The following is a 25,016-nucleotide window of genomic DNA, read 5'->3' as shown; positions in this document are numbered from 1 at the left end:
CGAATTAGTCGACCGTACGAGGCGCACATGTGCTGTTGCGTACCACCAGCCCCACAGGCAGAATCGTCGTACGCAACAGCACCCTGTTGGCGTGGATATCCATAATCAGCCGGGTGGCAAGCGATGCCATTTCTTGCAACGGCTGATGAACAGTGGTCAACGGCGGCCCCATGAACTCCGAGGTCTGTATGTCATCGAACCCCACTACGGAAAGATCTTCCGGAATACGTAGCCCCAGCTGTCGTGCCGCCTCATATACGCCCATACATTGCAGACCGCTTCCTCCAAAAATGGCGGTGGGTCGATTCTCCACGTCCCTAAGTAACGACATCGCCTGCTCATAGCCGCTTTGAGTTCTGAAATCACCTTCCCGAATCAAAGTGGAATCGTGAAGGATTCCTTTTTCTTCAAGAGCCGACATATAACCCGACAGACGCGCCCTGGAGCAGAACATGGACCGGGGACCGGTGATAATATTGACATGGGTGCGACTGTAAGTAACATACAGCGTACGAGGAGGGAGTGGCTTATGGCGGCCTCATCTTCTGGACGGCGTTCACATGCTATGGATCGTCGGGTGCAAGGCGTCCGTCTTGCTGATATCGCACGTCGGACAGGATACTCGTTAGCGACCGTGTCCAAGGTTCTCAACGGTCATCCGGATGTTTCGGCCGAAACGCACAAACGCATTGATACGGAGCTGAGGGCCAGCGGGTATTCGCGTCATAAACGACATCTGTACCGCACCAGCCGGTGCATCGAAGTGGTGTTTGAAAGTCTTGACACCGTGTGGGGCATGGAGCTGTTACGTGGTATGGTGACGACAGCCAAACTGTTTGATGTCAGCGTCGTCGTCACACAAAGCGGTAGCCGGGAGCATGTAGATCCGCAATGGGTGGATGATGTGGCACAACGACGCCCGATTGGTGCCATTCTCGTGTTTTCCGAGCTGACTGACAGCGAGCATAAATGTTTGAGTGATCACGATATACCGTATGTCATTCTTGATCCATCAGGTGAGCCGTCAAGCGACAGCATCTCTGTGCAGGCGGACAATTGGAGAGGAGGTGTTATCGCGACAAAGCATTTGTTGGATCTCGGCCATACCCGTATCGGCATTATCACCGGTCCCCGGTCCATGTTCTGCTCCAGGGCGCGTCTGTCGGGTTATATGTCGGCTCTTGAAGAAAAAGGAATCCTTCACGATTCCACTTTGATTCGGGAAGGTGATTTCAGAACTCAAAGCGGCTATGAGCAGGCGATGTCGTTACTTAGGGACGTGGAGAATCGACCCACCGCCATTTTTGGAGGAAGCGGTCTGCAATGTATGGGCGTATATGAGGCGGCACGACAGCTGGGGCTACGTATTCCGGAAGATCTTTCCGTAGTGGGGTTCGATGACATACAGACCTCGGAGTTCATGGGGCCGCCGTTGACCACTGTTCATCAGCCGTTGCAAGAAATGGCATCGCTTGCCACCCGGCTGATTATGGATATCCACGCCAACAGGGTGCTGTTGCGTACGACGATTCTGCCTGTGGGGCTGGTGGTACGCAACAGCACATGTGCGCCTCGTACGGTCGACTAATTCGTTTATTTCACTGTCACGTGGATCGACACATTGCGCAGGGCCAGATTGACGTCGCGATTCGCGGAAAGGTTGAATCTCGGACGTCCATCCACATCAAAATGCACGCGGCGAATACCGGCGCAACGTTCACGGCTTTCGTAACTGACCTCGCCGTGGAACGCAATCCACAGGTTGCCAAGATCGTCCCGGAAGAAGGAATTATGGCCGGGGCCGTATTCTCCCGCAACCGACTGGTAGTGCAATACCGGTGTAAGGCTTTTGTGCCAATTTGCGGGATTGGAAAGATCATCCTGCGGATTCGCGGTCAGCAGACCGACCGCGTACGTGTAGCTGTTTGCAGCGCCTCCGCTGTAGCTCAGATAGACGCAGTCCTCTGTAACAAATGAGTGTGGTCCCTCGTTGTTGATCGTACCTTCCGTAATTCAAAGGGAGTGGCGGGCAATCCCTGATCATTATACAGGAACAGCTCCGGTGACAGATCCCAAGCATAACGAATCAACGTTCCTCGATTCAACCTGATTTCCTGACTGATCGGAACCTTAATCAAGTGACCGCCATGGCAATCGTACCGACAAGCCTTCACCCGATATATCGAGCCTCCCGGCTCCAAGATGTCAAAAGGCACGTCGCCTGTGCAGACCAATCCCCCTCCCGTATGGATGAAGGAGATCTCAATGCCGTCATCCTTGTGAATCGCCATGACAGGAAGCGGCCCCATCGGCTCGCGATCACGTCCATAAACCAACGACTCGGCAGCCGTTGCCAAGCGCTGCGCGACATGGCGCTTATCCAAAGGATGCAGGTCATTATCCTCTCCATATCCGATCGTCACCACCATCGCCGTGTTCCACAACGTCAAAGCGCGCCGTTGTTCATCACGCAGCCTTGGCCAATCGCAATCGGGTTCCAAAGTATAGTTCGGCAATTGGGCGAATATGAATGGTAGTTCCGGACGCTTGAGTAGCGCACGCCACTCCTGGATCAGCGACATCAACAGCTGCACATAGCCATAAGACGCATGGGCGTTGGACTCCCTCTGACTCCGCCATAATGAAGGACCTCCGAGCGAACCGGAGGTCCTTTTTGTTTTCAACGCTTTCGTTCGTCAAAAGGCCATCGTCAGCAAACCGTCAACGTGCCAATCGTTCCGCGGCGGAGGCGATCGCCGCATCACTGGCCGTAGCCGAGAATCGCAGGTATTCCGGCGCTCCGTAGAACTCGCCGGGGCTGGCGACGATGCCGATTTCGGCAAGCTGGCGCAGATCCTCCCAGCAGTCGCCGGACTTGGCTTTCACCCACACGTACAACGCGCCTTGCGGCATGTCGGTGCAGTATCCGTATGCGCGCAGAGCACTCACCAGCATGCCCAGACGCTCCTGATAACGGGAATGCTGGGTCTTGACCGCGTCGAAGTCACGCAGCCCGGCGGCCATCGCAGCCTGCACCGGTCCGGGAATGATCTGCCCGATCTGTTTGCGGTATGCCGCCATCGGCCCGATCAGCGATCGATCGCCAGCGATAAGCGCCGTACGATACCCGGCCATGTTGCTTTGCTTGCTCAGCGAGTACAGCACCAATACGCCTTCGGCGGAGCCCAAACACACATCGTCACAAAGCGCGCACGGCGTCGACGCAAGTGAATCAGCTTCACCTTCAGCGTCATTCACAGCATCCCTCCACTGCATCAGCGCATAGCATTCGTCGGAAAGCACCACCGCGCCGATCTCACGCGCAGCTACGACAATGCCAGCCATCCGCTCGGCCGAATGCACCTCGCCCGTCGGATTGCAAGGGGAATTCACCCACACCGCTTTGACACCAGGCACATTGCGCCACGACGCAACATCAGCCACATCGTCGACCTTAAGCACCTTCGCCCCAGCCAACTGCGTGCCGATCTCATACGTCGGGTACGAAACCTTCGGCTGCACCACAACATCATCCTCACCGAAATGCAGTAGCGACGCCATCAACGCAACACCCTCTTTGGAGCCGACGGTAGGCACCACATCAGCATGAATCGCCTGCAAATCAACATTGCGAGTCACCGAAAACCATTCAGCAATCGCAGTACGTAAATCGGCAGTACCTGCAGTAGCCGGATATCCATACGCATTCGGATCATTCGCCGCCACTGCGAGCGCCTTGCGCACCGAGTCGGGCACGGGATCGACGGGAGATCCCACGGACAGGTCGATCATGCCTCCGAACGCGGCTTTTGCCGTGCGCTTGTATGCTGCGATACGCGACCAATCGTATGGCGAAGAAAACTCATGAAAGCCCATCGTGAAAACCCCTTAATAATCCTCTATAAACAAAATATGCGGCCTCTTCCAACGGGAAAAGGCCGCTTTCAAATGCCAATCACTGATTTTGCGGCGGCAGAGCAGCTACCTGCTCCGGATCCTTGCCGATCGGGCCGGCTGCGGAAGCGCCGCCCATATCACCGACTTCGGCGAAGAAGCTGACTGCGGCATCCTTGTACCAAGCCCACTCGTCTGGCAGATCGTCTTCATAGAAGATGGCTTCGGTCGGGCACACCGGTTCGCATGCACCGCAATCCACGCATTCGTTCGGATTGATATACAGGGAACGGGAGCCCTCGTAGATGCAATCGACCGGGCATTCGTCCACGCAGGCCTTGTCTTTGACATCGACGCACGGCTGAGCGACAACGTATGGCATGGTTACCTCCTTAACACTTACCGTTCAAGACTACTCTTGATTGCCAACTTCCAGCTCTCCCGTGCCGAGTCGGGCGTGGCGGTAGCCGTAGCCGAAGTAGATGCAGAAGCCAGCCGCAAGCCAGACCACGAATCGAATCCAGGTGAGCACGCTCAGGTTGAGCATGAGCCAGATGTTGGCGAGCGCGATGAGGATAGGCACCCATGGATTGCCGGGGATTTTGAAGACTCGCTTCAGGTCGGGGCGCTTCTTACGCATGATTGGAATAGAGATTGAAACAAGAGTGAATGCCGACAGCGTGCCGATGTTCACCATGTCGGCAAGGATACTGACGTTGCAGCTGGCTGCGATGAGTGCCATGACCACGCCGACGGCAATCTGCAGACGCACTGGAGTGCCGTGCTTGCCCGTGTGACTGAGCGAGCGCGGCAGCAGGCCATCTCGGCTCATGGCGAACACCACGCGGGTCAGGCCGAGCAGCAGCACCATAACCACGGTTGCCAGGCCGATCACAATGCCGAAACTGATGATTTTGGCGGCCCAGTCAGCGCCGACCATTTCGAATGCCGTGGCGAGTGACGGGTCTTTCTGCTTGGCGAGGTCTTTGTAGGAGACCATGCCGGTGGTGACAATGGCAACGAGGGTGTAGAGCACGATGATCAGTCCCATGCCCACGCCGATGCCCAGCGGAACGTTCTTCTTCGGATTAACGGTTTCTTCGGAGGTGGTGGCGACCACATCGAAGCCGAGGAACGCGAAAAACACGAGCGCGGCTCCGGAGATGATGCCGGCAACGCCGTAAATGCTGGGGGTCATGCCAGTGGCCCACTGCCATAATGGCTGTTCCATGGTTGCGGTCAAGCCGGATCCGGTGGCGGTTGCCGGTTCGCTCGGTGGAATGAACGGGGTGAAGTTCTCGGCTTTGACGTAGAAGAATCCGACGATTACCACGAATAGTACGATGGCGATTTTCAGTATGGTGAGCGCGCCGTCGACTCGTGCGCCGATTTTTGTGCCGCACACCAAGAGTGTCGTGAAGAACGCTACGACGATGATTGGCGCGAAATCGAAATTGAATGATCCGATGGTGATGTTGGTGTTGATATTCCAGCCAACCAGCCGGAAGAAATCGTTGAGATAGACTCCCCAATATTTTGAGACGACGGAGCCTGCCATCAGCATTTCAAGGATCAAATCCCAGCCGATCACCCACGCGACGACCTCACCGACGGTGGTGTAAGTGAAGGTGTAGGCGGATCCCGCAACCGGAATCATGGACGCGAATTCGGCATAGCACATTACGGCCGCACCGCATACCACGCCGGCGATGAGGAAGCTGATAATTACGGCCGGACCCGCATGGAAGGCTGCCGCCTGGGCACCAATGGAGAAGATGCCCGCGCCGACTGCCACGGCCACACCCATAATGGCCAAATCCCACCAGGTCAGGTCTCGTTTCAGGGAGCGACCCGACTCCTCTGTTTCCGCCAGCGTCTGCTCGACGGATTTCTTGCGTAATACGTTCATTGTGTTTCCCTTCTCTCTTCGTTCTTACGTTTACTTGAGGCTCATGCCGATGACGACCGGTTCTGGAACGAGACGGATGCCGTACGCCCGCTCGACACCATCCTGCACGGTTTTGGCAAGTTTCACGATGTCGGCTGCCGAGGCTCCTCCTCGGTTGGTCAACGCTAACGTATGCATGGTGGACAGTCCCGCAGTAGCGTTTTCGCTGGTTTTGTAGCCTTTATGGAAGCCTGCATGATCGATAAGCCATGCTGCGGATGTTTTGACTCCAGGCGTGCCATCCGGCAGGGTAGCGCTGAATCGCGGCGCATCTTCGGGAAGCCTTGCCGCCTGCTCTTTGGTGAGAATCGGATTCATGAAGAAGCTGCCACAGCTATGGCGATTATAGTCAGGTTCGTCATTGCCTTCCTGTGTGCGCTGCGCATTATGTGCGATGGCGACCAGTTCGCTTTTTTTGGTGCCGCGCATGGCTTCGGTCAAGTAACGGTGGGAATCCTCAAGCATGCCCTTGGAGGCACGTACTTTCAATACCGCGTTGCGAATATCCGTTGTCGACATGCGTTCGCCCACTTCCACACCCAATGCCTTGGCGAGCTGACCGTAGCCGACCACGCCGGTTGCGCTGTGATGCAGTGCGAAGGTGACGGACAGCACCACGTAACGCGGCGTCGGAAAGAATTCGGCTGCGGGTGTGGCCGGAGCGCTGTACATGCTGGCTTTGAGCACACTCATACGGTAACCGAAATGCAGTTCCTGATTAGTGAGCTCTTTGGTTTGCTTGTCTTTGCGGTCCCAGACTTCCACGCTTTCGACGCTGGATGCGACCTCTTGGCCGTATGCGCCAATATTCTGCACCACCGACGCGCCGACGGTGCCCGGAATGCCGGAAAGTCCTTCCACGCCTTCCAGGCCAAGCCCGACGCAGTAGTCGACGAAATCATCCCAATTGCATCCGGCTTCGGCGTTGACGTGCACGATTTTTTCGTCGTTTTCGGCAGGCGCTGCCTCATCAAGCACACTTACGGCGTGTCGCGCATCACGGACCACGACGCCATCGAACGGCGTGTCGGCCACGAGCATGTTGGATCCGCCTCCGATCACGCACAACGGCAAGCCTTTGGCATCGGCATCTTCAACGGCTTCAATAACGCCGACACGCGAGGTCGGTTCAATAAAGGATGCGATTGGCCCGCCTACGGCAATAGTGGTGAGATCTGCGAAATTAGTCATGGTGATTAGCTTAGCGTGCGGGGAAGGCAGCTGAAAAGGTGTCAAGAGGGGTTTCGGAGAAAACAAAAAACCCGACCAATTGGTCGGGTTGAAAGCTTTGAACTCGCTCAGCGGGTCTCGCGATGCACGGTCTGCTTGCCGCAGCGGGAGCAGAACTTCTTCAGCTCAAGACGATCCGGCGTGTTACGGCGGTTCTTCGTCGTGATGTAGTTACGCTCCTTGCACTCGGTGCATGCCAGCGTGATGCCCGGACGAATGTCGGCGCTCTTGCTTGCCATCTAAGTTCACCTCTTGTGGTTCGTTGCTATGCCGACGTTCCGTCGACCTTTGTAGCGAGAAAGAGACTCGAACTCTTGACCTTACGATTATGAGTCGTACGCTCTAGCCAGCTGAGCTATCCCGCCATGAGAGCCTCGAGTGAGAATTGGACTCACGACCTCTTCCTTACCAAGGAAGTGCTCTACCACTGAGCTATCGAGGCGTGGCGGATAGTGGATTCGAACCACTGAAGCACGAGGCGACTGATTTACAGTCAGTTCCCTTTGACCGCTTGGGAAATCCGCCGTGCTGCCTGTTTGGTTGAACCCGAACCGGCAACCCGTTTAGTATGCCACAGACCATGTGACTAATGCAAATACGGCGTGTCGCGATTGCCTAAAAAGCTCCAAATCGTTGAAATTCCAACGTTTTTCCACTATCAGCTACATGTCAGCGCCAATCAGAGCAAATCCTCATGAGAAAATCCCGAAAAGAAAAAGCATGAGTATTTTTTCTGGACTTTCCCTGCAGACCGTTTGAACAGCGACGCCAACACCAGCACGCCAATGCCGATGAACATGGCACGCATCGGTCGCGCACAGCCTATTGCAGGAACTTCAAGCGATTGAAATCAACAAGACCCCGCCAACGCAACGATTGTCCACCAATCGTTCGCTGACGGGGTCTTCAAACAGCTACGCGCTACGCTCAGCCGAGAATGGCCAGAATATCGCGGGCGGAGACGATCAGGTAATCCTCACCCTGATAGTGCACCTCGGTGCCACCATACTTGGAGTACAGCACCTTGTCGCCGACCTTGACGTCGACCGGAATGCGCTCGCCGGCGTCGTTACGACGGCCCGGGCCGACAGCCAGGACTTCACCCTGCTGCGGCTTCTCCTTGGCGTTGTCCGGAATGAACAGACCGGATGCGGTCTGGGTCTCGGCTTCCGCCTGCTTGACGATGATCTTGTCTTCCAACGGTGTGAGTGAGATCGACACTGTGGACCTCCTCTTTCTAAGAGAAATCGTTACTTACCGCGCCGGGACCCGCTTGCAAGAGGCTGACGATCACTTACGGCGTCGTCCTTCCGCGCTGAGACATATCCTAGCGCGATTATTAGCACTCTGCCAACTCGAGTGCTAACGCTGAGAGCAAAATATACGAAAAAGCCTGAAACCATTCGGTTTCAGGCTGATGTTCTTTACGCTTGTTTGCACGTTTCGTGCGTTTCGTACGTTCGCTTTCCCTCCGTCATGCACCACGACGGGCCATAATGGATGCCAAGCCCACACCCAGAGAATCGGAGGTAACGCTGGGAGCCTCGACGTCGGCGCTGACCTCGGCGTCGTGGAATCCCACGGCATCCACGTCCCGCAGATGCACACCAGCCTCCACACGAGCGGCGGCCTCGTCGGAATCCATGCTGCTGATCGCATCGGTCGGCACAATCAACGGCTCGACATTGTCGGAAACCGCACTCGCAGTCGAAGGCACGGCCTTGGCCACCTGACGGGTGGATTTAATCTCCATGCTTTCCGGAGCGGCCTGCACAATATCGTTGCCGTCGCGCGGCGCGCCCAGCGAAAACGAAATCAGATCCTGCGACGCGTTCACCACAGTGGGCGACGACATATCGTCACGGGCGTCCACATTCTCGGTTTTGACGATTTCATCCCGCTCATCGTGGATGGACAGACCGTTCGTCTCATTCGGCACGACTTGCGCATCCACAACATTCACTTCCGTATCGGTTTTCGCCTCAGGCGTCTCCTTACGCTTGCTTACGGCAGCATCGCGGTCGACCTTGCCGCGATCGATCGCCTGACGAATCTCACCTTCCGGCATAACATCGGTCGGCACCTGAGATTCGGCGATTCTACGAATTTCCTCAAGCTCCTGCTCCTGCAAACGCGAGCGCTCCGCCTGTTCCTCTTGGGCACGCTTGCGCTCCGCCGCAGCCCGCTTCCTCATCTTGGAACGATACTTGGCGACCTTACGCTCCCACGCTGCGGCCTGCTTGGCGGCCCTCACCCCCAAAGCAAGCACTCCAGCAAGCAGCGATGCGGGAATCAAAGCAAACAACGGACTGAAATGCAACACAAACGCGCACATCAACACGACGATTGTGATCACCAGCATCGAGACAACAATAATCCGCCTTCTGCGGATCGCGGCACGACGAAAGGCACGGACATGCGCGATCCTTTCGTCGGTCAGCTTGCCCTCATGCGTCTCGTTGGACTGCATTATTGCCCCTTTCGCCTTTGCGGCGGTCTCATCGGAGAATCGCGTTCCGCTGTCGGCATCCACCAGATGCAGCGACGGCGAAAAGCGGTCCTCTCGGTGCTCGATTACCCGCTTCATGCCTTTGACCGTCCGTTTGGGCAGCCAGAAAGCCATGAGAATAATCACAATCGCAAGCACCACAACCGTGCTTAACGATTCATAACCCATAACTCATAAGAATAGGTGACATTCCGACATTCTCCGGGGCACACGCCCCCGCGTGTCGAACATGTGCGTCGAAAGCGCGTGTTGCACCTCGTCAACGGCTCACTCGCCCATCAACCGCGCGGTGAAACCGTTTGGTGCGCGCTCCGGTAGCAGCGCATACGATTCATGATCACGCCATTGCCCGTTGACGAACATGTACGATTTGCGAACACCCTCATAACATGCTCCCACCTTGAGCGCGACCTTGCGGGAACGCTCATTTTCGGGAAGCAGGTCGATTTCCATACGATGCAATTGCGGTCCGGAAGGATCAAACATCGCCCAATCAGCCAATAACGCGACGGCCATGGGAGCATATCCACGACCTGCGCAGCGTTCGTCGATCCAGTAGCCGACCACACCAGTGCGCATGGCGCCATAACAGATCGCTCCCAGCGAAATCTGGCCGATGATACGCCCATGCTGCTCAATGGCGAACACCACTCCGGTGCCGTTTCGCTCGTTGCGCCGCATCGCGCGCACCCACTCATTGAACGACATCGACGCACCATGCAACGGGTCTCCGGATTCCCACGGCTTCAGCCAGTCGTCATTACGCCAACGGACGTCGTTCCATTCGTCACAGTCGTCGAAGGTCAGCGGCCGCAGGATTATGGGAACGTGGAGCCCGTGCGATTGGATAAACCGCGGAACATCGATGGCATTGGATTCCGAACGCATCATGCCGCGCAAAGATTGCAAAATCGTCACGCTTTCATTCTGCCATGCGCATAACATTTTCGTTTTCGCGCAACCATCCCGTGGTACAACATGCGATATGACCCCGAATATGCAAACCAATGTCGCAGGCGACAGCACGCGTGACGAAACCGCAACGCAACGCGATCTGAAAAGGCAATGGCGCAAGAACGCAATCGCAAGAAGAAAACGGACAAGCCCTGAGGAACGGATGAAAGCCGGTCGAAAACTGGCCGAGCAGGCACGGCAGGCGAATCTCATCCATTCATTCACCACGGTGGCCGCATTCGCATCCATGGGTAGCGAAATGTCGATGACACCAATGTTGCAGGCACTTTTCGATTCGAACTGCCGAGTACTCGTTCCACGGCTTGGAGAAGGCACGGATATTGGTTGGAGCGAGCTTGACAGCATCCACGATCTGCGTGATCAGACCAACAGCGACGGCTCCACCAACACACATCGTCCGCAGGAACCCAGCAACAGCGTATGCGGGCCCGAAGCGTTGAAAAACGCTGGACTGATCATCGTTCCCGCTTTTGCCGTCGATCATGAGGGATTCCGTTTGGGGCGTGGCGGAGGATGGTACGACCGGGCGCTTGAATACCGTGCGGTCGGATCGCGCGTGGTAGCGGTCTGCTGGCCCTGGGAGCCGACCGACAAGCCGGTGCCCCATGAAGCGCACGACATTCCCGTTGACGGAGTGCTTACGCCGGATGGATTCATGGAGGTTCGCCAATAGACCATTCGTGAACAAGACGTTCATGCGGCCGTCTCAGGGAGCGTACTAGGATATGTCCCGTTAAGAAATTTGAGAACCTGTTGAAGCGAGGATACTTTGCCTACTTATCATTACCGTTGCAAGAACTGCAACTACGATTTCACCGAGCAGCAGTCGTTCACCGACGACCCGATCACCATCTGCCCCGAATGCGGCGAGGAACAGGTCCGCAAGGTGTATTCCGCACCGCCGATCGAATTCAAAGGATCCGGTTTCTACCGCACCGACAAATCCAAGTGAGCTCAATCACATAATTCAAACAAGCTCAACCCTTGGAAAACAAGGCGACATGCCGAAGCCTGTGGATAACTTACATCCTCCGACCACAACCCTTGATTCGGCTTGCGCAACAGCTATTCGTAAGGTCATCATGCATGCATGGTGACCTTTTTTCATGATTTGTTGCAACGTCTGCAGGGCATGGATGGCAGGCGAACGACCGATGGCACGCGGACTGCGCCTCATTGGCGACGGAAGAATGCACGATTGCACCGGCTGCTCGCCGCGGTCTGTGCCGGACTTGCCATGTTCGCAGCCCTGCAGTGCGTGCGATTGACGATTTCCACGCAACCGGTTGTCATCGCAGCGCAGCCCATTGCGAAAGGCAGCGTGATTACCGCGGATTCGCTCGCATTGCGCGATCTTCCGTATGACAAGGCCTTACGTAATGTTTTCCATGATTGCGCCGATGCCGTCGGGCTAATCGCCCAAGTGGACGTTGCGGAAGGCGGCATCGTCACGTCGACCATGGCGCGTGCCTCTCCCGTTGTTTCCGAAGGATACACGGTAATCGAAGTGCGATTGGCAAGTTCCGCCGACAATCTGTCGCTTGGCGATGTCGTGACACTTTCCAGCGCCACGATATTCGGCGAGGCAACACCGGAGGCATCCCCGGATACGGATGCCGTGACGCTGCGCGAATTATGCTCGGGCGCGATCCTGACCGCAAAACCCTCGCGCGATGCGGACGGCAACACCCTTGCGGTGTTTGCCATGCCTCCTCATGAAGCGGCGACCGTTTTGCAGGCTCAAGAGTACAGCGCGATTATCGCCATCGTCAGTTCGTGACGACAACGAAACAAATCCCAAGCGAATGTCAGCGTCCCCTCTCGGAGAACACGCCCCAATGCGGCGGCAGTTCACCCAGAATACGCTTGTCATCATCCGCATTGCGCTGACGTTCGGTGAGCACATCGGACGGTTCGAGCTTAACGCCGTCCGCATCGAACAGCTCAGTGCCCTGGCGGATCACACGCTTGTGCTTGCGTGCCGTTCGGCGAGTGGCGCAATAGCCGGACACCACGCGAACGGCAGGCTGGTCAGTTTCCTGGGAAGACTCCTGCGGAGAATGCTCGTCGACGCTCACTTGCCCTCCTGATACAGGTCGCTCAGGCGTGCCACGATACGGTCCACTTCCTTGTCTGGATTCACGAACGCACCAACGCTCCACACGGTCATAACAGACCAGCCAAGCGATTCGATGTTCTGCAAAAGCACACGGTGACGTTCCCTGGTGGACTGCAACCCCATGAATTGCGCATCGTCGGTGAGCACCGCCAACGCGAACGGCTTGTCGTTCAGACCGACCACCAGCGGCAGCTTGGATCCATTGTCGAAACCATAATCGACGGCCACATTCAGTCCACGGGCTCGAATGCGATCGGCAAGATCGTTGAGAAGCACGTTCGAGCCGGTCATCCTGACGGCGGGGCGCACCACGCTGTCATCAAGCTGCTCCATCCAACGAAGCACGGTCTTCAGCATCTTCGGGCCGGCCTGATGCAGACGTTCGTCATCCATGTCGGACGACGAGAACGCGGACACGATGTCAAGATGGCGGTCCGGCACGGCCAACGCGTCCAGCAGCATGCCTCGCCCGCCTTCGGATTCCAACGCTCCGAACTGCTGCAGTAGGCGCCCATGGGAGGTTTTCGCATAGCACATCGCAAGAATCGCATCAGTGGCATGCGCTCCGGCCACGTCGGAGATATCCACGATGCGCACATGGCGAAGGAACATGCCCATGGCCTTGTTCTTGTTGGCGATGGCCTTGAGCTCTGCCCCCAGTCGGGTGCGGAACGTATGCGTAAGCGTCACCACTGTAAGCATGTATGATGCGGGCACAATGGTAAAACCGGCGGCGCGCTTAGTGATCAGCCTGACCACCTCATCGATCTCCTGCTGGCTGCTTTCCACCAGTCCCGAAGTGATGACCGGCACACCGTTGGCGTCAGGTACGAAATGGTAGGCGATCTCGCCTTGCGCGCCTTCTCTTGCCACGTCGAAAGGTACGGAGCCGTAGCCTTCCGATTCCAGGAACGCATTGAGCTTCGGAGCGCGTCGAACAGGACGATTGGCGATTTTTACGCTCGGCAGCAGTGCGATAAGACGCTTCAGACCATCGGATGTGACTGTTTCACGATGTGCGATCACCACCACCTGCTTGGCACGGCTGATGATGCTCAGCAATTCGATGGACTGGATATGCGCGGCTGCATCGATGATGACGACGTCAGCTAACGGCGCCGGATCGGTGATCGCTGCAAGTGTGGCGGGCGTCGCAACAAGAATCGGTTTCGCCGCTGCGAGAATCTGCGGATGCTCCTTGTGCAGGCGATTCAACGAAACGTTGTGGGAGCCGGCAAGCATGGTATGCAGCAGATTGGCTTCCTGCGTACGCGAGAACAGCATGTCGCACAGGCGACGCATGGATTCCTGTGCCACCATCGGCCCGATCGAACGCACGTGCTCCACGTCGACTTGGGCGAAGCGTTCCGCAGCGCCCTGCAATGCCGAACCATCCTGGTTGGAGATAATGGCGGAGGATTTCACAATATCCTCGAACGCCGTGGTCCACCATGCCAACTGCAGTTCCCCTGCGACAGCATCGTTGGGAATACCACGATTGTTCAGATCCTCAATCAGCTCGTCAAGACCAACCGAGTGGAAGTCACGCTCCAAACGGGCGCGCTCCGGCAGATTGTCAAGCGCCTGCTTGTCGTCATACAGGGCCTTCAAACGCTCTTCGACCTGGTTGAAGTCAACGGTTTCGAGATTGCCTCCCTGCGGGGTTGTGGCAAGCACCGCATTCAACGCGGTCATATCCCGATTGAGATTCTCCTGCGTTTCGATGATGTCATCCAGCTTGGCGGGCAGCACCGGCCAGCCGCCATGAGGCACGAACATATGCCACTGATCGGCCTGCTTGGACACCACAAGCAACGCCTCGTGCAGGTTCTCCACTTGGGCACCGACGCGCAGCATGCCCTTGGCTTCCTTGATGTGGCGGCGACGCTCCCAGAATCCCATGGAACTGCCTTCGGCCTTGCGTTCGGCCTTCGGCTTGGTCGCCTCGATCATGGATGCGATGTCACGTTCGAAGATTTCCGGCTGGAACACGTCAAGCACTCGGCGCAGGTTCTTCAACACCATGACCTGGCGCCCCCACTCCTGGGCGGTCGTTGGAATCGGGAATCCGCAGGTCTGCACCGTGCTGGCCACCTGCTCACGGGTGGCGGGCAGCACCTTGCGCAACAGTTCGACCACACGCTGGTATGCGCTCACCGCTTCCTCTTCGGAATACAGCGAAGCCTTGTACCATGCGGTGTCGTTCTCCGTGATGGTGTATTCGCCAAGCTCACCCGCACGCTGCAGTTTCGCAGCCCAATCCTCGATCTTGTCCGCAATGGAATGCGCAGTCTGCTTACTCAAACGCACGTGCGTGGTCGGATGGGTGGGTAGCGCCGCGATCTGAGCGAGATTCTGAATCGTCTGGTAGGCGGATACGCCCCACTCCTGGCTCACGCCATGAAGATCGCCCAGATAACGGGTCAAACGGGAGCGCACACCAACCAATTCGTCGGAAATCTGATCAAATCGAGACGAAGCAACACCGGATTGGAATCCAACAGCGGCAATCAATTGACGATCAATAGCCGCATTGGCACCGTCATCGGCGATATCTAACAACTGTCCGCTCATCTCATTCGCGGCGACGGCCTGCACAAATCGACGTTTCTGATCGGTCACGCATGGCACATAAAGCACGGAACGTCCGTTCATCACACAACGGGATGCGATCGCGGCAGCCTGCTCGGCGGTATTGTTAGCAATCGAGCTATCCACAAACAACGAATGGCCCGCGGACGCAAGTTGCGAAGCGTATCGGACGGTATTGTCGATATCGCCGACCTCATACTCGCCATGCGGGTCGGCATCGAACGGGCTGTATTCCGGAATCTCAGCCCCCTCCAATGCTTCAGCGGCGGCCTTGTCTCCAGCCAAAGCGTCCAAAGCGGTGTTGCCGGTCGGACCTTGGGCCAACTGATCGATGATCTTCTGGCTTTCCACCAGCATCTGCGACGCCGGATCCATAAAGCACCCGAGAATAATGTGCCTTTCGATCTCAAAATCGGGGAACGCGTTGGCCGCACGATCCGTAATGGCCGCGAACACCGCAGACGTCTCTGGCGTGCCGCTCTCATAGTTCGAACCGTCAAACAGCTTGGCCTCATCCAATATGACGTTGTTCTCGCGCAGCACGGCCGCGAAAGCCGCGTTCAGACGTACACGCCCTGTGAATGCGATCACCGTGCCGTTTTCGATATTGCGGCCTTCTTTGCGCACTTCGACCGGGTACATGAGCACCGGCATCTGATTGCCCTTCCAAATGGCCACGCCGACCACCAAAGACAACTCGCCCACGCCGCTGACACGGCTTTTTGCCTCACGGTCATCAAGCACACGTTCCACACGACGACCCGCGGCACGTAACATGCCGTTGTCACGGAACAAGGAATTGAGCTGAACATGCCCGCTGGCGAATAGCTGCGCGATGCCGGACGGGTGCGCGTGCGTCATATCAAGTTGGGCACTCAGCTGCGTCACATCCTCAAGCGGCGACGGCGACAGGCCAAGACGATACTTCTCACGCCACCCACGAATACGATCCAGCTCAGTGATGTTCTCTTTGCTTTCGCTCATGTGTTGGCTCACTTCCCTACCGCTTTACGGTATTCCGCATACCCCGGATTATGTGACAGGGCCGCGTCGATGTCTGTATTGCCCAATGCGCCCAGCCATGCATACAGATCGTCGTATAGCGACGGGTTCATGGCAAGGAATGGCAGCAGTTCCGGATGACGCGCCATCTCGAACTGCACGGTGAAATCGTCGGTGCGCTTGGCATCATCCGAAGTCAGCCCGTCGACTTCGATGGTCTGCTCCTGCTTGACGAGCTCGCCCTTGGAAACGCGGTCGAACACTGATCCGGGTTCGAAAACAGGCTTGAACGCGCTGGTTTCGTCCGGCGACGGTTCGCTCGCAACCTGCGATTGTGTAGCATGTGGCCTGAAGCGCTCATCATCGGCCTGCTGCAACGCTGTTTCCTCTTGGCTTGGAGTTTCGTCGTGTGTCTGCTCCACGATCGTGGCAGACTGCTCCCCTATTTCGTTGGACTGCTCGTGCGATGCTTCTGTCTGCTGTTCCGACATATTGTTTTCTTCAGCCGGCAACGCCACGATAATCGGTTTACTCGGATGCGCGCTGAACAGCTTGCTCACGGGAATCGTGTCATGCTCGGTTTCGTTGCCTGTTGCGGTTTGCGTCGGCAATGCGACTTCCTGCACGGATTCCGGCTGATTCGCTTCATGTTCGTTTTCCGCAGCGTTTTTCTTGGCGGCTTCCTCCGCGGCCTGCTGTTCCGCCACGGCATCCGCGAACAGGTCGCGCGGAGTATTGTCTGCGACCACGTTATGCTGCACCAACGAAACAGACGGCAAATCTCCATAATCCGGCTCGTTGGAACGGACGGGAGCAAAAGACTGACGCTCGGCAAGTTGCATGAAATTAACACGATTGGCGACGTTGCGCGCGTTGAACAATGCGGTCGGCTCGCCGGCACGCAGGTTGAGAATATCATCGACCGACATATCCACCGCATCAGGCTCCTGCGGCACCTCGTCGGACACTGCGTAGGAGAACAGGTTGGAGACCGAAGCCGACGCATGGCTCTCAGTCTCAGGCACTGTCTGTGCGATGTCTCGTTCGAAGGTGACGCGCACGTCACCGAATTGCAGCGTCATCGGTGTGGTCGGCAATTGGAAATCCTCATCCGCCGGCAGACGCATCAATTGGCCATTGTCGGCCACCACGAACGAACCATTGGTCGACTTGAGATCACGCACGGAAGCATTGCCCTGCGCATCAACTGAAAAAATGGCATGCCGTTTCGACATGGATTTGTTTGCGTCCATAATGTCAAGTCGCGCGAATCCATCATCCACCAGAGGACGTAACGGCTTACGGCCGATTTCCACGCTTTCGCCGCTTTCCAGCTTCTTGAGTTCGGTTCCATCAACCTTGACGGTCCACTGCTGCGCCGTTCGTTGATCTTCGCTCACCGTTGTCGGCCTTCCTTTCACACACAACACTCTTTGCCATTGTGTCATGCCTTGCCACGTATTTCAGGATTATGACGCGATTAATTGACAACTTTCGCCTATTTCCCCCATTGTATGGCACGATATGGAAGCGTTCACGCCCAAATCGGGTTTTATTGGATTGTCAGCGAAAGAAAAACCTGAGAATATGCGGAAACCCCGCCGCCTTGTGGCGAACGGGGTTTCCACTCAAGATCGTGATATGCGGCTTCAAGCCGCGCGAATCACTTGAGCTCGACGGTAGCGCCGGCTTCTTCGAGCTGGGACTTAGCCTTCTCAGCGTCTTCCTTCTTGGCCTTCTCCAGGACAGCCTTCGGAGCGCCGTCGACCAGAGCCTTGGCCTCAGCCAGACCCAGGGAGGTGATAGCGCGGACGGCCTTGATGACCTGGATCTTCTTGTCGCCAACGGCGGAGAGGATGACGTCGAACTCGTCCTTCTCTTCCTCAGCCGGAGCAGCAGCGCCCGGAGCGGCAACGGCGACAGCAGCCGGAGCGGCAGCCTCGACGTCGAACTTCTCTTCGAAAGCCTTGACGAACTCGGAGAGCTCAACCAGGGTCATCTCACCGAAAGCTTCGAGCAGCTCATCGTTGGTGTACTTAGCCATAATGGCTTCCTTTCATTCTTGGCGACGGCTTGATTGAAGAGGTGACCGTCACCTAAAACAATTATTTTCTTTTGTGGTCACTATCATTCATGCGGCTAACCGCAATGAAATCAGGCGGCCTTTTCCTGCTTCTCGCGGAGCGCATCGATCGTACGCACGGCCTTGGTCGGCAGAGCGTTGAACAGGTACGCGGCCTTGGACATCGTAGCCTTGATGTCGCCGGCGAACTCGGCGAGCAGCTGCGGGCGAGACTTGAGGTCTGCCAGCTTCTTGGCGCCTTCAGCATCGTAGACGGTGCCATCAGCGAAGCCGCCCTTGATGATCAGTGCCTTGTTGGTCTTGGCGAAGTCACGCAGGGTCTTCGCAGCTTCGATGAAGTCACCCTTCACGAAGGTCACAGCGGTCGGACCAGCGAGGATCTCATCGAGACCTTCGACGCCAGCTTCCTTGGCTGCGATGCGAATCAGCGTGTTCTTAGCCACAGTGTAGGAAGTATCGCGGCCTAGCTTTTCGCGCAGTTCAGAGATCTGCGGAACGGTAAGCCCGCGGTACTCGGTCAGGTAGATAGCATCAGCGTCACGGAACTTATCCGTAAGCTGGGCGATCACCGCTTCCTTTTCGGGCCTCTTCATGGCGTTCCTTCCTTAGTCAACCATTGACTGTGAAGCAGGAACGTTTCACCGGGCAACAAAAAAGCCCTGCACACAGGCAGAGCAACATTCGACCGCTAAGCGGAAAGCCCTTGGTGGGCGTATGTTCTTCAACCTGCGCTGGCTTGGCGAACCAAACTTCATGAGCGCTTGCGCACTCCAACCAACGGTCTGTGGTTTACAGGTGAATAACCTACGACCATGCTTGGACTTGCGAAGATCCGGGCGTGTCGCGCTTCACGAAATCATCATGACTTGCTTAAGTGTTACGGTTAGTCTTTGTTCGGAATCCCACGATTCCATAAGGCGAGTCGCAATTCTCGCCGGAACGCGCCGCGCAACAGTCGGAACGTTCCTACCAACCCAAGAGAGATAGAGAGATATGGAAAAGTTCTTCCATCTTAAGGAGAACGGCACCACCGTGTCCACTGAGGTCATGGCCGGTCTGACCACGTTCTTCGCAATGTCGTACATCATCATCGTCAATCCACAGATCCTGTCGCAAACGGGCATGCCGTGGGGCGGCGTGTTCCTCGCAACCATCATCGCAGCCATCGCGGGCACGCTTGTCATGGGCCTGTTCGCCAACGTTCCGTACGCTCAGGCCGCTGGCATGGGCCTCAACGCGTTCTTCACCTACACCGTTTGCTTCGGCCTCGGCTTCACCTGGCAGCAGACCCTGTGCATGGTGTTCCTGTGCGGCCTGATCAACATTCTGATCACCGTCACCAAGATTCGTAAGATCATCATCCAAGCCATTCCGGAAGTGCTGCAGAACGCCATCGGCGGCGGCATCGGCCTGTTCGTGGCCTACGTTGGCTTTCTGAACGTCGGCTTCTTCACCTTCACCACCAAGGCCGACGCCAAGAACGGCGACACCGTGCAGGCCACCCCAGGTCTGGCCGTCATGAACAATCCGACCATCTGGCTGTTCATCATCGGCCTGTTCCTCGCCATCATCCTCACCGTGCTCAAGGTGCGCGGCGGCATGCTGATCGCCATCGCGGTCACCGCCGTCGCCGGCATTCCAATGGGTCAGACCACCATGGCCAACTCCCTCTCCATCGGCGACACTTTCGCCCAGCTGCCACAGACCTTTGGCGCTATCTTCAGCGCCGAAGGCTTCCCATCGCTGTTCTCCGACATGTCGAAGCTGCCGATCATCCTGCTGACGATCTTCGCATTCTCCATGTCCGACACCTTCGACACCATCGGCACGTTCATCGGCACCGGCCGCCGCACCGGCATCTTCTCCGCGGAAGACGAGCAAGCCCTCGAAAACGGTTCTGGCTTCTCCTCCAAGATGGACAAGGCCCTGTTCGCCGATTCGATCGCAACCTCCATCGGCGCCGTCTGCGGCACCTCCAACACCACCACGTATGTGGAATCCTCCGCAGGTATCGCCGCTGGCGGCCGCACCGGCTTGACCTCCGTGGTCGTGGCCATCTGCTTCGCCCTGTCCGCCTTCCTATCCCCGGTCATCTCCGCCATTCCGTCCGCCGCAACCGCAGGCGTGCTCGTGGTGGTGGGCTGCATGATGGCGTCCTCGCTGAAGGAAATCGACTGGGGCGATATCTCCGAGGCCGTACCGGCGTTCTTCGCCTCCGTATTCATGGCGTTCAGCTACTCCATCTCCTACGGCATCGCCGGCGGCTTCATCACCTACTGCCTGATCAAGACCTGCAAGGGCAAGGCCAAGGAAGTGCATCCGGTGATCTGGGTTGTGTCGCTGCTGTTCATTCTGGACTTCATCATCACCGCAATCCTGTAATTCCGAATGTCGGTTCACATCGGTATCCATGCAAACGACTGATGTGAAAATACTAGGGGCGATTCCGCTTTCACTGCGGAGTCGCCCCTCTTGTTATCCCGTTTTGCTTGCTTTCGTATTACTTGTTATGTAACTGACTTACGCAATGGCTTGCGAAAAGGCGTCAACAAGACCTTCCATCCACGCCGTCAGGGAATCATATTGTTCCGGCATTTGCTCGGTCAGTTCGACCATGGGCACTTCCACGGATTTCGCAGCGTCCGTGATTTTGCCTGTCAACTCGCTTTCCTCTTGCGTGTTGACCACCAACAGTTTGATTTCGCCCGCCTTCAACGCATCGGTGAACTGCTTGATATCCGTTGGCGTCGGCTCGCTTTCGTTCGCGGTGGCTCGCGCGTACCCGCTTGGCGTTGCGTCGGTCAGCCCCATGTCTTCCGCCAGATAGCTTGCCACGGATTCCGTTGCGGCGTACGCCAATCCATCCGTTTTCTGTTTCACTTCGGTGATTTTGCTTTCGACGTTGTTTTCTTCAGCCGTCCATTGGTCATTCATCTTGTCGAAATCGTTCTTTTTCGCGGCGTCGGCCTGTTCGTACGCTTCGGTGATCGCCTGTGCCACTGCCTTGCGTACATCAGCGGAGAACCAGACATGCGGATTCTCACCGTCGTTCACCCCGCCGACTTCAGCGGCGTTGACGATGGTTGCGTTGGCGGTTTGCGCCGCTTTGACCGCCCACGCGTCGTAGCCGGCTCCATTGACGATGATGACTTGCGCTTTCTGCAGTTTGGCGATATCCGACGTGGTCGGCTCGTAATCATGCGCATCCACATTGGTGGAATTGATGATGCTGGTTACGTTGACGTTGTCGCCGCCCAGAGTTTTCGCCACGGTACCCCACTGATTCACGGAAGCGACCACTTCGATGGTTCCGTTTTTTTCGGATGTTGATTGGCTGCTTCCACACGCAGCAACCGACGCAAGCATTCCTACAGAAGCAAGTGCGGCAATCGCAATTCTCGTAATACGGTGCATGATAGATCCTCTCTAACGTGATATAACGCCATCATAACCTAATTGAGAATCATTATCAATAGAGCGTGTCGCGATCAGACATCACATACAAAAAACTCCCGCTCAGGAGAACGGCCGCCACGAATGAGATCGAAATGGTTAGCGAAACAACCACTTTCGACCACACATTCGTGCGACAATCCACCGCAAGCGGGAGTAAGAGATGATTTGCCGATCAGCCGCGTGCAGGCTCGCAGGAAAAGGAGCCTTGCCAAGGCAAGGCAATATTTCCTGCCTCGATACTGTCGCATCTCGGCGCCGCCTACAAACAGTCCACTGGACTGTTTGCTTAACGGCATCGCCCTGGACCGACGCTACGCTTTGGCAGATCGGCTTTGCCGATCAGCCAAAGCGTCCCGATACGTAGCGCTCGGCTTCTTCGTTCTGGGGGTTGTTGAACATGGTGGTCGTGTCAGTGAAGTACTCGAGGTGACCCGGCTGACCGACGGCCTTCAGGTTGAAGAAGGCCGTGTAGTCGGCGATACGGGCGGCCTGCTGCATGTTATGCGTCACGATCACGATGGTGTAGTCGTTCTTCAGCTCGTTGATCAGATCCTCGACAGCCAGCGTCGAAATCGGGTCAAGAGCGGAGCACGGCTCGTCCATCAGCAGTACCTGCGGGTGTACGGCCACGGCGCGGGCGATGCACAGACGCTGCTGCTGACCGCCGGAAAGGCCAATGCCCGGATTGTCAAGACGATCCTTGACCTCGTTCCACAGGTTGGCACCACGCAAAGCCCACTCAACCAGATCGTCCGCATCGGACTTCGAAATCTTGCGGTTGTTAAGCTTCACACCAGCGAGCACGTTCTCGCGGATAGACATGGTCGGGAACGGGTTCGCACGCTGGAACACCATGCCGACATCGCGACGCACGGCAACCGGGTCGATGTCTTTGTCGTACAGGTTCTTGCCTTCCAGCAGCACCTCGCCTTCGCAGTGAGCGCCCGGAATAATCTCGTGCATGCGGTCGAGCGTGCGCAGCACCGTGGACTTGCCACAGCCGGAAGGTCCGATGAAAGCGGTGACCTTGTTGGCTTCGATGTTGATGTTCACATCTTCAACGGCCAGGAAGTCGCCGTAGTAGATGTTCAGATGATTGACATCAATACGTTGTCCCATTTTGGTTCCTTATATGTTGTTTCTGTATGTAAGACTACCGCTCATCGTTCCGACTTGACAGCGAAGATCTTCGCCACGAGCCGACCGATAAGGTTGAGGATAAGCACGATGAGGATCAGCACGAGAGCTGCGGCCCATGCGCGTTCCATCGGGATGGTGGTCACGCAGGAAGCGTCGGCGGAAGCCGGGCAGTTCGCGTTGAGCTTGGAATACTCCTGGTAGACGTATACCGGAAGGGTGGTCATCTGGCCGGAGAAGAGGTTGACGTTCGTGGAGGCGATGTAGCCTGCGGTCATCAGCAACGGAGCGGTTTCACCAATCACACGGGCGACGGCGAGAATCGCACCGGAAACAATGCCCGGCAAAGCGGTACGCAACACGATCTTCGTAATTGTGCGCTGCTTGGTAACGCCCAAAGCATACGACGCTTCACGCAAATCGTGAGGCACGATCTTCAACATTTCTTCAGAAGACTTGACCACGGTCGGCAGCATCAGCAGCGACAGTGCCACGGAACCTTCGAAACCGTTGATGGTGCCAGGTCCAATCAGAATCGTGAACATCGAGAATGCGAACAAACCGGCAACGATGGATGGGATACCGCTCATCACGTCGACCAGCAGGGTGATGACGCGAGCCAGCTTGCCGCGGTTGGAATATTCCACCAAGTACACGGCGCACATCAGACCGATTGGAATGGAAATGACCATAGCGCCGAACGTGATTTCCAGCGTACCGATGATGGCGTGCTGAATACCGCCGTAACCACCGGACGGCGTCGGATTGCCACCGACCACGCCGGTCATGTTATAGCTCAGGAAGTTGAGGTTCAGCCTTTTGACACCGTTGACGATGGTGGTGAGCAGCACCGAGAACAGCGGAATCAGCGCCACAATGAATGCAAGCGCGATCAGCACGCGCATCGCGAGGTCCTTGCGCTTACGTGCAGCGGTAAAGGAACGCGTCGGCTTGAACTTGTCGAAATCGATGACGGGGGCACCGTCCATCGGAGAAGCGTTGTTATTCACTGCGGTCATCACGCACTCGCTTTCTCGGTAAGCTTACGGGCGATGAAATTCACCACGAAAGTAATGAGGAACAGCACCAGGCCGGTGCCGATCAGCACGGACACGCCGAGATCGTTGGCTTCCGGATACTGCGCGGCGATGTTGGCTGCAATCGTTTGATTCTGCGAGGCCTGCAGCAGCTTGATGGAGTAGTTGAGGCCCGGAGACAGGATCATGAGCACGGCCATGGTTTCGCCAAGGGCACGACCCAAGCCCAACATCGAAGCAGACACCACACCGGACTTGCCGAACGGCAGCACCGCAAGCTTGACCATTTCCCAACGAGTGGCACCCAAGGCGAGCGCCGCCTCTTCCTGAAGGCGCGGGGTCTGCAGGAAGATATCACGGGACATGGAGGTGATGATCGGCAGAATCATGACTGCGAGCACCACGGCCACAGTGGCGACGGTACGGGAAGGATTGGCGGCAGGACCTGCGAACAGCGGAATCCAGCCAAGATACTTGGCCACCCAATTCCAGAACGGGTAGATGGCGGGCACCAGCACCAAGCCGCCCCACAGACCGTAGATAACAGACGGGATTGCGGCAAGCAGATCGACCACATAGCTCAAGGCGGTGGCGAGCTTCTTCGGCGCATAGTGCGAGATGAACAGTGCGATGCCGACCGACACGAAGAAGGAAATCAACAGTGCCAGCGCGGAGATCAGCACGGTGCCGAACAGCAGCGGTCCGACGTAGCCCCAGAAGCTGGAGGCCTTGCCGCCGGTGAAGTTGCTGATGGTTTCGCTATTGGCCTGCTGATCGCCGCCGATCAACGGCCATGCGCGGAACAGCAGGAACAGCGCGACGGCGGCGAGCACCACGAGGATCAGGATGCCGCAGGCGTAGGCCACGCCCTTGAACACCTTGTCCGCGTTTTTGCCGCTCACCGGCTGCTGTGCCGTTTTGCTTTGCGAACTCACGGGTTCTCCTTAACTTGCGATTGCTTGAACAGGTCTACGATGACGTTCGATGACTTGCGATGATGACGTTCGATGGTTACGTTTTTCGTTTCACCTACA

At 56.8% G+C, this 25,016-nt stretch carries 24 protein-coding genes, 3 tRNA genes and 1 pseudogene; 5 read left to right on the top strand and 23 right to left on the bottom strand.

Features of this window, described 5'->3' with window-relative positions; genetic code table 11:
• Positions 1 to 4: 4 nt before the first annotated feature.
• Positions 5 to 487, bottom strand: a pseudogene (locus tag BBKW_RS01635) (substrate-binding domain-containing protein); the annotation flags it as partial.
• Between the two features lie 42 nt (positions 488 to 529).
• Between BBKW_RS01635 and BBKW_RS01630 the strand changes: the two are divergent.
• On the top strand, positions 530 to 1,588 hold the full coding sequence (locus BBKW_RS01630) for a LacI family DNA-binding transcriptional regulator (protein ID WP_048349494.1): 1,059 nt from the start codon (positions 530 to 532) through the stop codon (positions 1,586 to 1,588).
• A gap of 5 nt (positions 1,589 to 1,593) precedes the next feature.
• On the opposite strand, the gene BBKW_RS10025 is transcribed toward BBKW_RS01630, so the two are convergent.
• The 13 genes from BBKW_RS10025 to BBKW_RS01565 all read right to left on the bottom strand — a co-directional run bounded on the left by BBKW_RS10025 (position 1,594) and on the right by BBKW_RS01565 (position 10,472).
• Positions 1,594 to 1,950, bottom strand: coding sequence for a family 43 glycosylhydrolase (locus BBKW_RS10025; protein WP_231858525.1), 357 nt, complete (start codon positions 1,948 to 1,950; stop codon positions 1,594 to 1,596).
• Positions 1,947 to 2,594 (bottom strand): sialate O-acetylesterase family protein, encoded by a 648-nt coding sequence (locus BBKW_RS01620; protein WP_034255249.1) that lies wholly within the window; start codon positions 2,592 to 2,594, stop codon positions 1,947 to 1,949. Before BBKW_RS01620 ends, BBKW_RS10025 begins: the two co-directional genes overlap by 4 nt.
• 127 nt (positions 2,595 to 2,721) lie before the next feature.
• Positions 2,722 to 3,876 carry a succinyldiaminopimelate transaminase gene (gene dapC / locus BBKW_RS01615; RefSeq protein WP_033500788.1) on the bottom strand — a complete coding sequence of 385 codons (1,155 nt, stop codon included), beginning with the start codon at positions 3,874 to 3,876 and terminating at the stop codon, positions 2,722 to 2,724.
• A 79-nt stretch (positions 3,877 to 3,955) separates the two neighbouring features.
• Complete coding sequence (gene fdxA, locus BBKW_RS01610; RefSeq protein ID WP_003836048.1) at positions 3,956 to 4,276, bottom strand: ferredoxin; 321 nt, start codon at positions 4,274 to 4,276, stop codon at positions 3,956 to 3,958.
• Between the two features lie 30 nt (positions 4,277 to 4,306).
• Positions 4,307 to 5,803: an amino acid permease gene (locus BBKW_RS01605; RefSeq protein ID WP_033500787.1), complete on the bottom strand. Its 1,497-nt coding sequence runs from the start codon at positions 5,801 to 5,803 to the stop codon at positions 4,307 to 4,309.
• Between the two features lie 30 nt (positions 5,804 to 5,833).
• The gene (locus BBKW_RS01600) at positions 5,834 to 7,033 is read right to left on the bottom strand and encodes a UDP-N-acetylmuramate dehydrogenase (RefSeq protein WP_033500786.1); all 1,200 of its coding nucleotides are present in this window, start codon (positions 7,031 to 7,033) and stop codon (positions 5,834 to 5,836) included.
• Between the two features lie 107 nt (positions 7,034 to 7,140).
• Entirely contained in the window at positions 7,141 to 7,311 is a 171-nt protein-coding gene (rpmG, locus tag BBKW_RS01595) for a 50S ribosomal protein L33 (RefSeq protein ID WP_003807891.1), read from the bottom strand.
• Between the two features lie 52 nt (positions 7,312 to 7,363).
• A tRNA-Met gene (locus BBKW_RS01590) sits at positions 7,364 to 7,437 on the bottom strand.
• Positions 7,438 to 7,442: 5 nt separating this feature from the next.
• Positions 7,443 to 7,514 (bottom strand) — tRNA-Thr (locus BBKW_RS01585).
• 1 nt (position 7,515) lies between these two features.
• A tRNA-Tyr gene (locus tag BBKW_RS01580) sits at positions 7,516 to 7,597 on the bottom strand.
• A 402-nt stretch (positions 7,598 to 7,999) separates the two neighbouring features.
• Entirely contained in the window at positions 8,000 to 8,293 is a 294-nt protein-coding gene (gene groES, locus BBKW_RS01575; RefSeq protein ID WP_011742802.1) for a co-chaperone GroES, read from the bottom strand.
• 253 nt (positions 8,294 to 8,546) lie between these two features.
• Entirely contained in the window at positions 8,547 to 9,749 is a 1,203-nt protein-coding gene (locus tag BBKW_RS01570; protein ID WP_033500785.1) for a hypothetical protein, read from the bottom strand.
• A 99-nt stretch (positions 9,750 to 9,848) separates the two neighbouring features.
• Entirely contained in the window at positions 9,849 to 10,472 is a 624-nt protein-coding gene (locus tag BBKW_RS01565) for a GNAT family N-acetyltransferase (protein ID WP_128832454.1), read from the bottom strand.
• A 94-nt stretch (positions 10,473 to 10,566) separates the two neighbouring features.
• On the opposite strand from BBKW_RS01565, the gene BBKW_RS01560 reads away from it, so the two are divergent.
• The 3 genes from BBKW_RS01560 to BBKW_RS01550 all read left to right on the top strand — a co-directional run bounded on the left by BBKW_RS01560 (position 10,567) and on the right by BBKW_RS01550 (position 12,336).
• Positions 10,567 to 11,229, top strand: coding sequence for a 5-formyltetrahydrofolate cyclo-ligase (locus tag BBKW_RS01560; protein ID WP_193786578.1), 663 nt, complete (start codon positions 10,567 to 10,569; stop codon positions 11,227 to 11,229).
• 96 nt (positions 11,230 to 11,325) lie between these two features.
• Positions 11,326 to 11,508, top strand: a complete 183-nt coding sequence (locus BBKW_RS01555) for an FmdB family zinc ribbon protein (RefSeq protein ID WP_004220060.1) — start codon at positions 11,326 to 11,328, stop codon at positions 11,506 to 11,508.
• Between the two features lie 138 nt (positions 11,509 to 11,646).
• Positions 11,647 to 12,336, top strand: a complete 690-nt coding sequence (locus BBKW_RS01550) for a flagella basal body P-ring formation protein FlgA (protein WP_033500783.1) — start codon at positions 11,647 to 11,649, stop codon at positions 12,334 to 12,336.
• Between the two features lie 28 nt (positions 12,337 to 12,364).
• Here BBKW_RS01550 and BBKW_RS01545 read toward each other — a convergent pair whose 3' ends face one another.
• The 5 genes from BBKW_RS01545 to rplJ all read right to left on the bottom strand — a co-directional run bounded on the left by BBKW_RS01545 (position 12,365) and on the right by rplJ (position 18,945).
• The gene (locus BBKW_RS01545; protein WP_047750707.1) at positions 12,365 to 12,568 is read right to left on the bottom strand and encodes a hypothetical protein; all 204 of its coding nucleotides are present in this window, start codon (positions 12,566 to 12,568) and stop codon (positions 12,365 to 12,367) included.
• Between the two features lie 62 nt (positions 12,569 to 12,630).
• Complete coding sequence (locus BBKW_RS01540; protein ID WP_033500782.1) at positions 12,631 to 16,251, bottom strand: helicase; 3,621 nt, start codon at positions 16,249 to 16,251, stop codon at positions 12,631 to 12,633.
• Between the two features lie 8 nt (positions 16,252 to 16,259).
• Positions 16,260 to 17,669, bottom strand: coding sequence for an FHA domain-containing protein (locus BBKW_RS01535; RefSeq protein WP_462675083.1), 1,410 nt, complete (start codon positions 17,667 to 17,669; stop codon positions 16,260 to 16,262).
• A 263-nt stretch (positions 17,670 to 17,932) separates the two neighbouring features.
• Entirely contained in the window at positions 17,933 to 18,313 is a 381-nt protein-coding gene (rplL, locus tag BBKW_RS01530; protein WP_003836061.1) for a 50S ribosomal protein L7/L12, read from the bottom strand.
• 110 nt (positions 18,314 to 18,423) lie between these two features.
• The gene (rplJ, locus tag BBKW_RS01525; protein WP_003836062.1) at positions 18,424 to 18,945 is read right to left on the bottom strand and encodes a 50S ribosomal protein L10; all 522 of its coding nucleotides are present in this window, start codon (positions 18,943 to 18,945) and stop codon (positions 18,424 to 18,426) included.
• A 400-nt stretch (positions 18,946 to 19,345) separates the two neighbouring features.
• Here rplJ and BBKW_RS01520 point away from each other — a divergent pair, with 400 nt between their 5' ends.
• A complete protein-coding gene (locus BBKW_RS01520; RefSeq protein ID WP_033500781.1) occupies positions 19,346 to 20,734 on the top strand; it encodes an NCS2 family permease in 1,389 nt (462 codons plus the stop codon).
• 138 nt (positions 20,735 to 20,872) lie between these two features.
• Here BBKW_RS01520 and BBKW_RS01515 read toward each other — a convergent pair whose 3' ends face one another.
• The 4 genes from BBKW_RS01515 to pstC form a co-directional block, all read right to left on the bottom strand.
• Positions 20,873 to 21,766 carry a metal ABC transporter solute-binding protein, Zn/Mn family gene (locus BBKW_RS01515; protein WP_033500780.1) on the bottom strand — a complete coding sequence of 298 codons (894 nt, stop codon included), beginning with the start codon at positions 21,764 to 21,766 and terminating at the stop codon, positions 20,873 to 20,875.
• Positions 21,767 to 22,147: 381 nt separating this feature from the next.
• Complete coding sequence (gene pstB / locus BBKW_RS01510) at positions 22,148 to 22,927, bottom strand: phosphate ABC transporter ATP-binding protein PstB (protein WP_003836065.1); 780 nt, start codon at positions 22,925 to 22,927, stop codon at positions 22,148 to 22,150.
• 41 nt (positions 22,928 to 22,968) lie between these two features.
• Positions 22,969 to 23,964, bottom strand: coding sequence for a phosphate ABC transporter permease PstA (pstA, locus tag BBKW_RS01505; protein WP_004220070.1), 996 nt, complete (start codon positions 23,962 to 23,964; stop codon positions 22,969 to 22,971).
• Positions 23,964 to 24,917, bottom strand: a complete 954-nt coding sequence (gene pstC / locus BBKW_RS01500; protein ID WP_033500779.1) for a phosphate ABC transporter permease subunit PstC — start codon at positions 24,915 to 24,917, stop codon at positions 23,964 to 23,966. Before pstC ends, pstA begins: the two co-directional genes overlap by 1 nt.
• Positions 24,918 to 25,016 lie beyond the last annotated feature (99 nt).

Source organism: Bifidobacterium catenulatum subsp. kashiwanohense JCM 15439 = DSM 21854, assembly GCF_001042615.1.
Lineage (GTDB): Bacteria > Actinomycetota > Actinomycetes > Actinomycetales > Bifidobacteriaceae > Bifidobacterium > Bifidobacterium catenulatum.
This window is presented reverse-complemented; position numbering and strand designations above follow the sequence as displayed.

What these genes read in the sequence shown, in the direction of transcription:
- BBKW_RS01630 (WP_048349494.1), top strand. Translation starts at nt 530, where the DNA reads ATGGCGGCCTCATCTTCTGGACGGCGTTCACATGCTATGGATCGTCGG.
- dapC (WP_033500788.1), bottom strand. Translation starts at nt 3,876, where the DNA reads ATGGGCTTTCATGAGTTTTCTTCGCCATACGATTGGTCGCGTATCGCA.
- fdxA (WP_003836048.1), bottom strand. Translation starts at nt 4,276, where the DNA reads ATGCCATACGTTGTCGCTCAGCCGTGCGTCGATGTCAAAGACAAGGCC.
- BBKW_RS01605 (WP_033500787.1), bottom strand. Translation starts at nt 5,803, where the DNA reads ATGAACGTATTACGCAAGAAATCCGTCGAGCAGACGCTGGCGGAAACA.
- BBKW_RS01600 (WP_033500786.1), bottom strand. Translation starts at nt 7,033, where the DNA reads ATGACTAATTTCGCAGATCTCACCACTATTGCCGTAGGCGGGCCAATC.
- rpmG (WP_003807891.1), bottom strand. Translation starts at nt 7,311, where the DNA reads ATGGCAAGCAAGAGCGCCGACATTCGTCCGGGCATCACGCTGGCATGC.
- BBKW_RS01570 (WP_033500785.1), bottom strand. Translation starts at nt 9,749, where the DNA reads ATGGGTTATGAATCGTTAAGCACGGTTGTGGTGCTTGCGATTGTGATT.
- BBKW_RS01565 (WP_128832454.1), bottom strand. Translation starts at nt 10,472, where the DNA reads ATGATGCGTTCGGAATCCAATGCCATCGATGTTCCGCGGTTTATCCAA.
- BBKW_RS01560 (WP_193786578.1), top strand. Translation starts at nt 10,567, where the DNA reads ATGACCCCGAATATGCAAACCAATGTCGCAGGCGACAGCACGCGTGAC.
- BBKW_RS01550 (WP_033500783.1), top strand. Translation starts at nt 11,647, where the DNA reads ATGGTGACCTTTTTTCATGATTTGTTGCAACGTCTGCAGGGCATGGAT.
- BBKW_RS01540 (WP_033500782.1), bottom strand. Translation starts at nt 16,251, where the DNA reads ATGAGCGAAAGCAAAGAGAACATCACTGAGCTGGATCGTATTCGTGGG.
- rplL (WP_003836061.1), bottom strand. Translation starts at nt 18,313, where the DNA reads ATGGCTAAGTACACCAACGATGAGCTGCTCGAAGCTTTCGGTGAGATG.
- rplJ (WP_003836062.1), bottom strand. Translation starts at nt 18,945, where the DNA reads ATGAAGAGGCCCGAAAAGGAAGCGGTGATCGCCCAGCTTACGGATAAG.
- BBKW_RS01520 (WP_033500781.1), top strand. Translation starts at nt 19,346, where the DNA reads ATGGAAAAGTTCTTCCATCTTAAGGAGAACGGCACCACCGTGTCCACT.
- BBKW_RS01515 (WP_033500780.1), bottom strand. Translation starts at nt 21,766, where the DNA reads ATGCACCGTATTACGAGAATTGCGATTGCCGCACTTGCTTCTGTAGGA.
- pstB (WP_003836065.1), bottom strand. Translation starts at nt 22,927, where the DNA reads ATGGGACAACGTATTGATGTCAATCATCTGAACATCTACTACGGCGAC.
- pstA (WP_004220070.1), bottom strand. Translation starts at nt 23,964, where the DNA reads ATGACCGCAGTGAATAACAACGCTTCTCCGATGGACGGTGCCCCCGTC.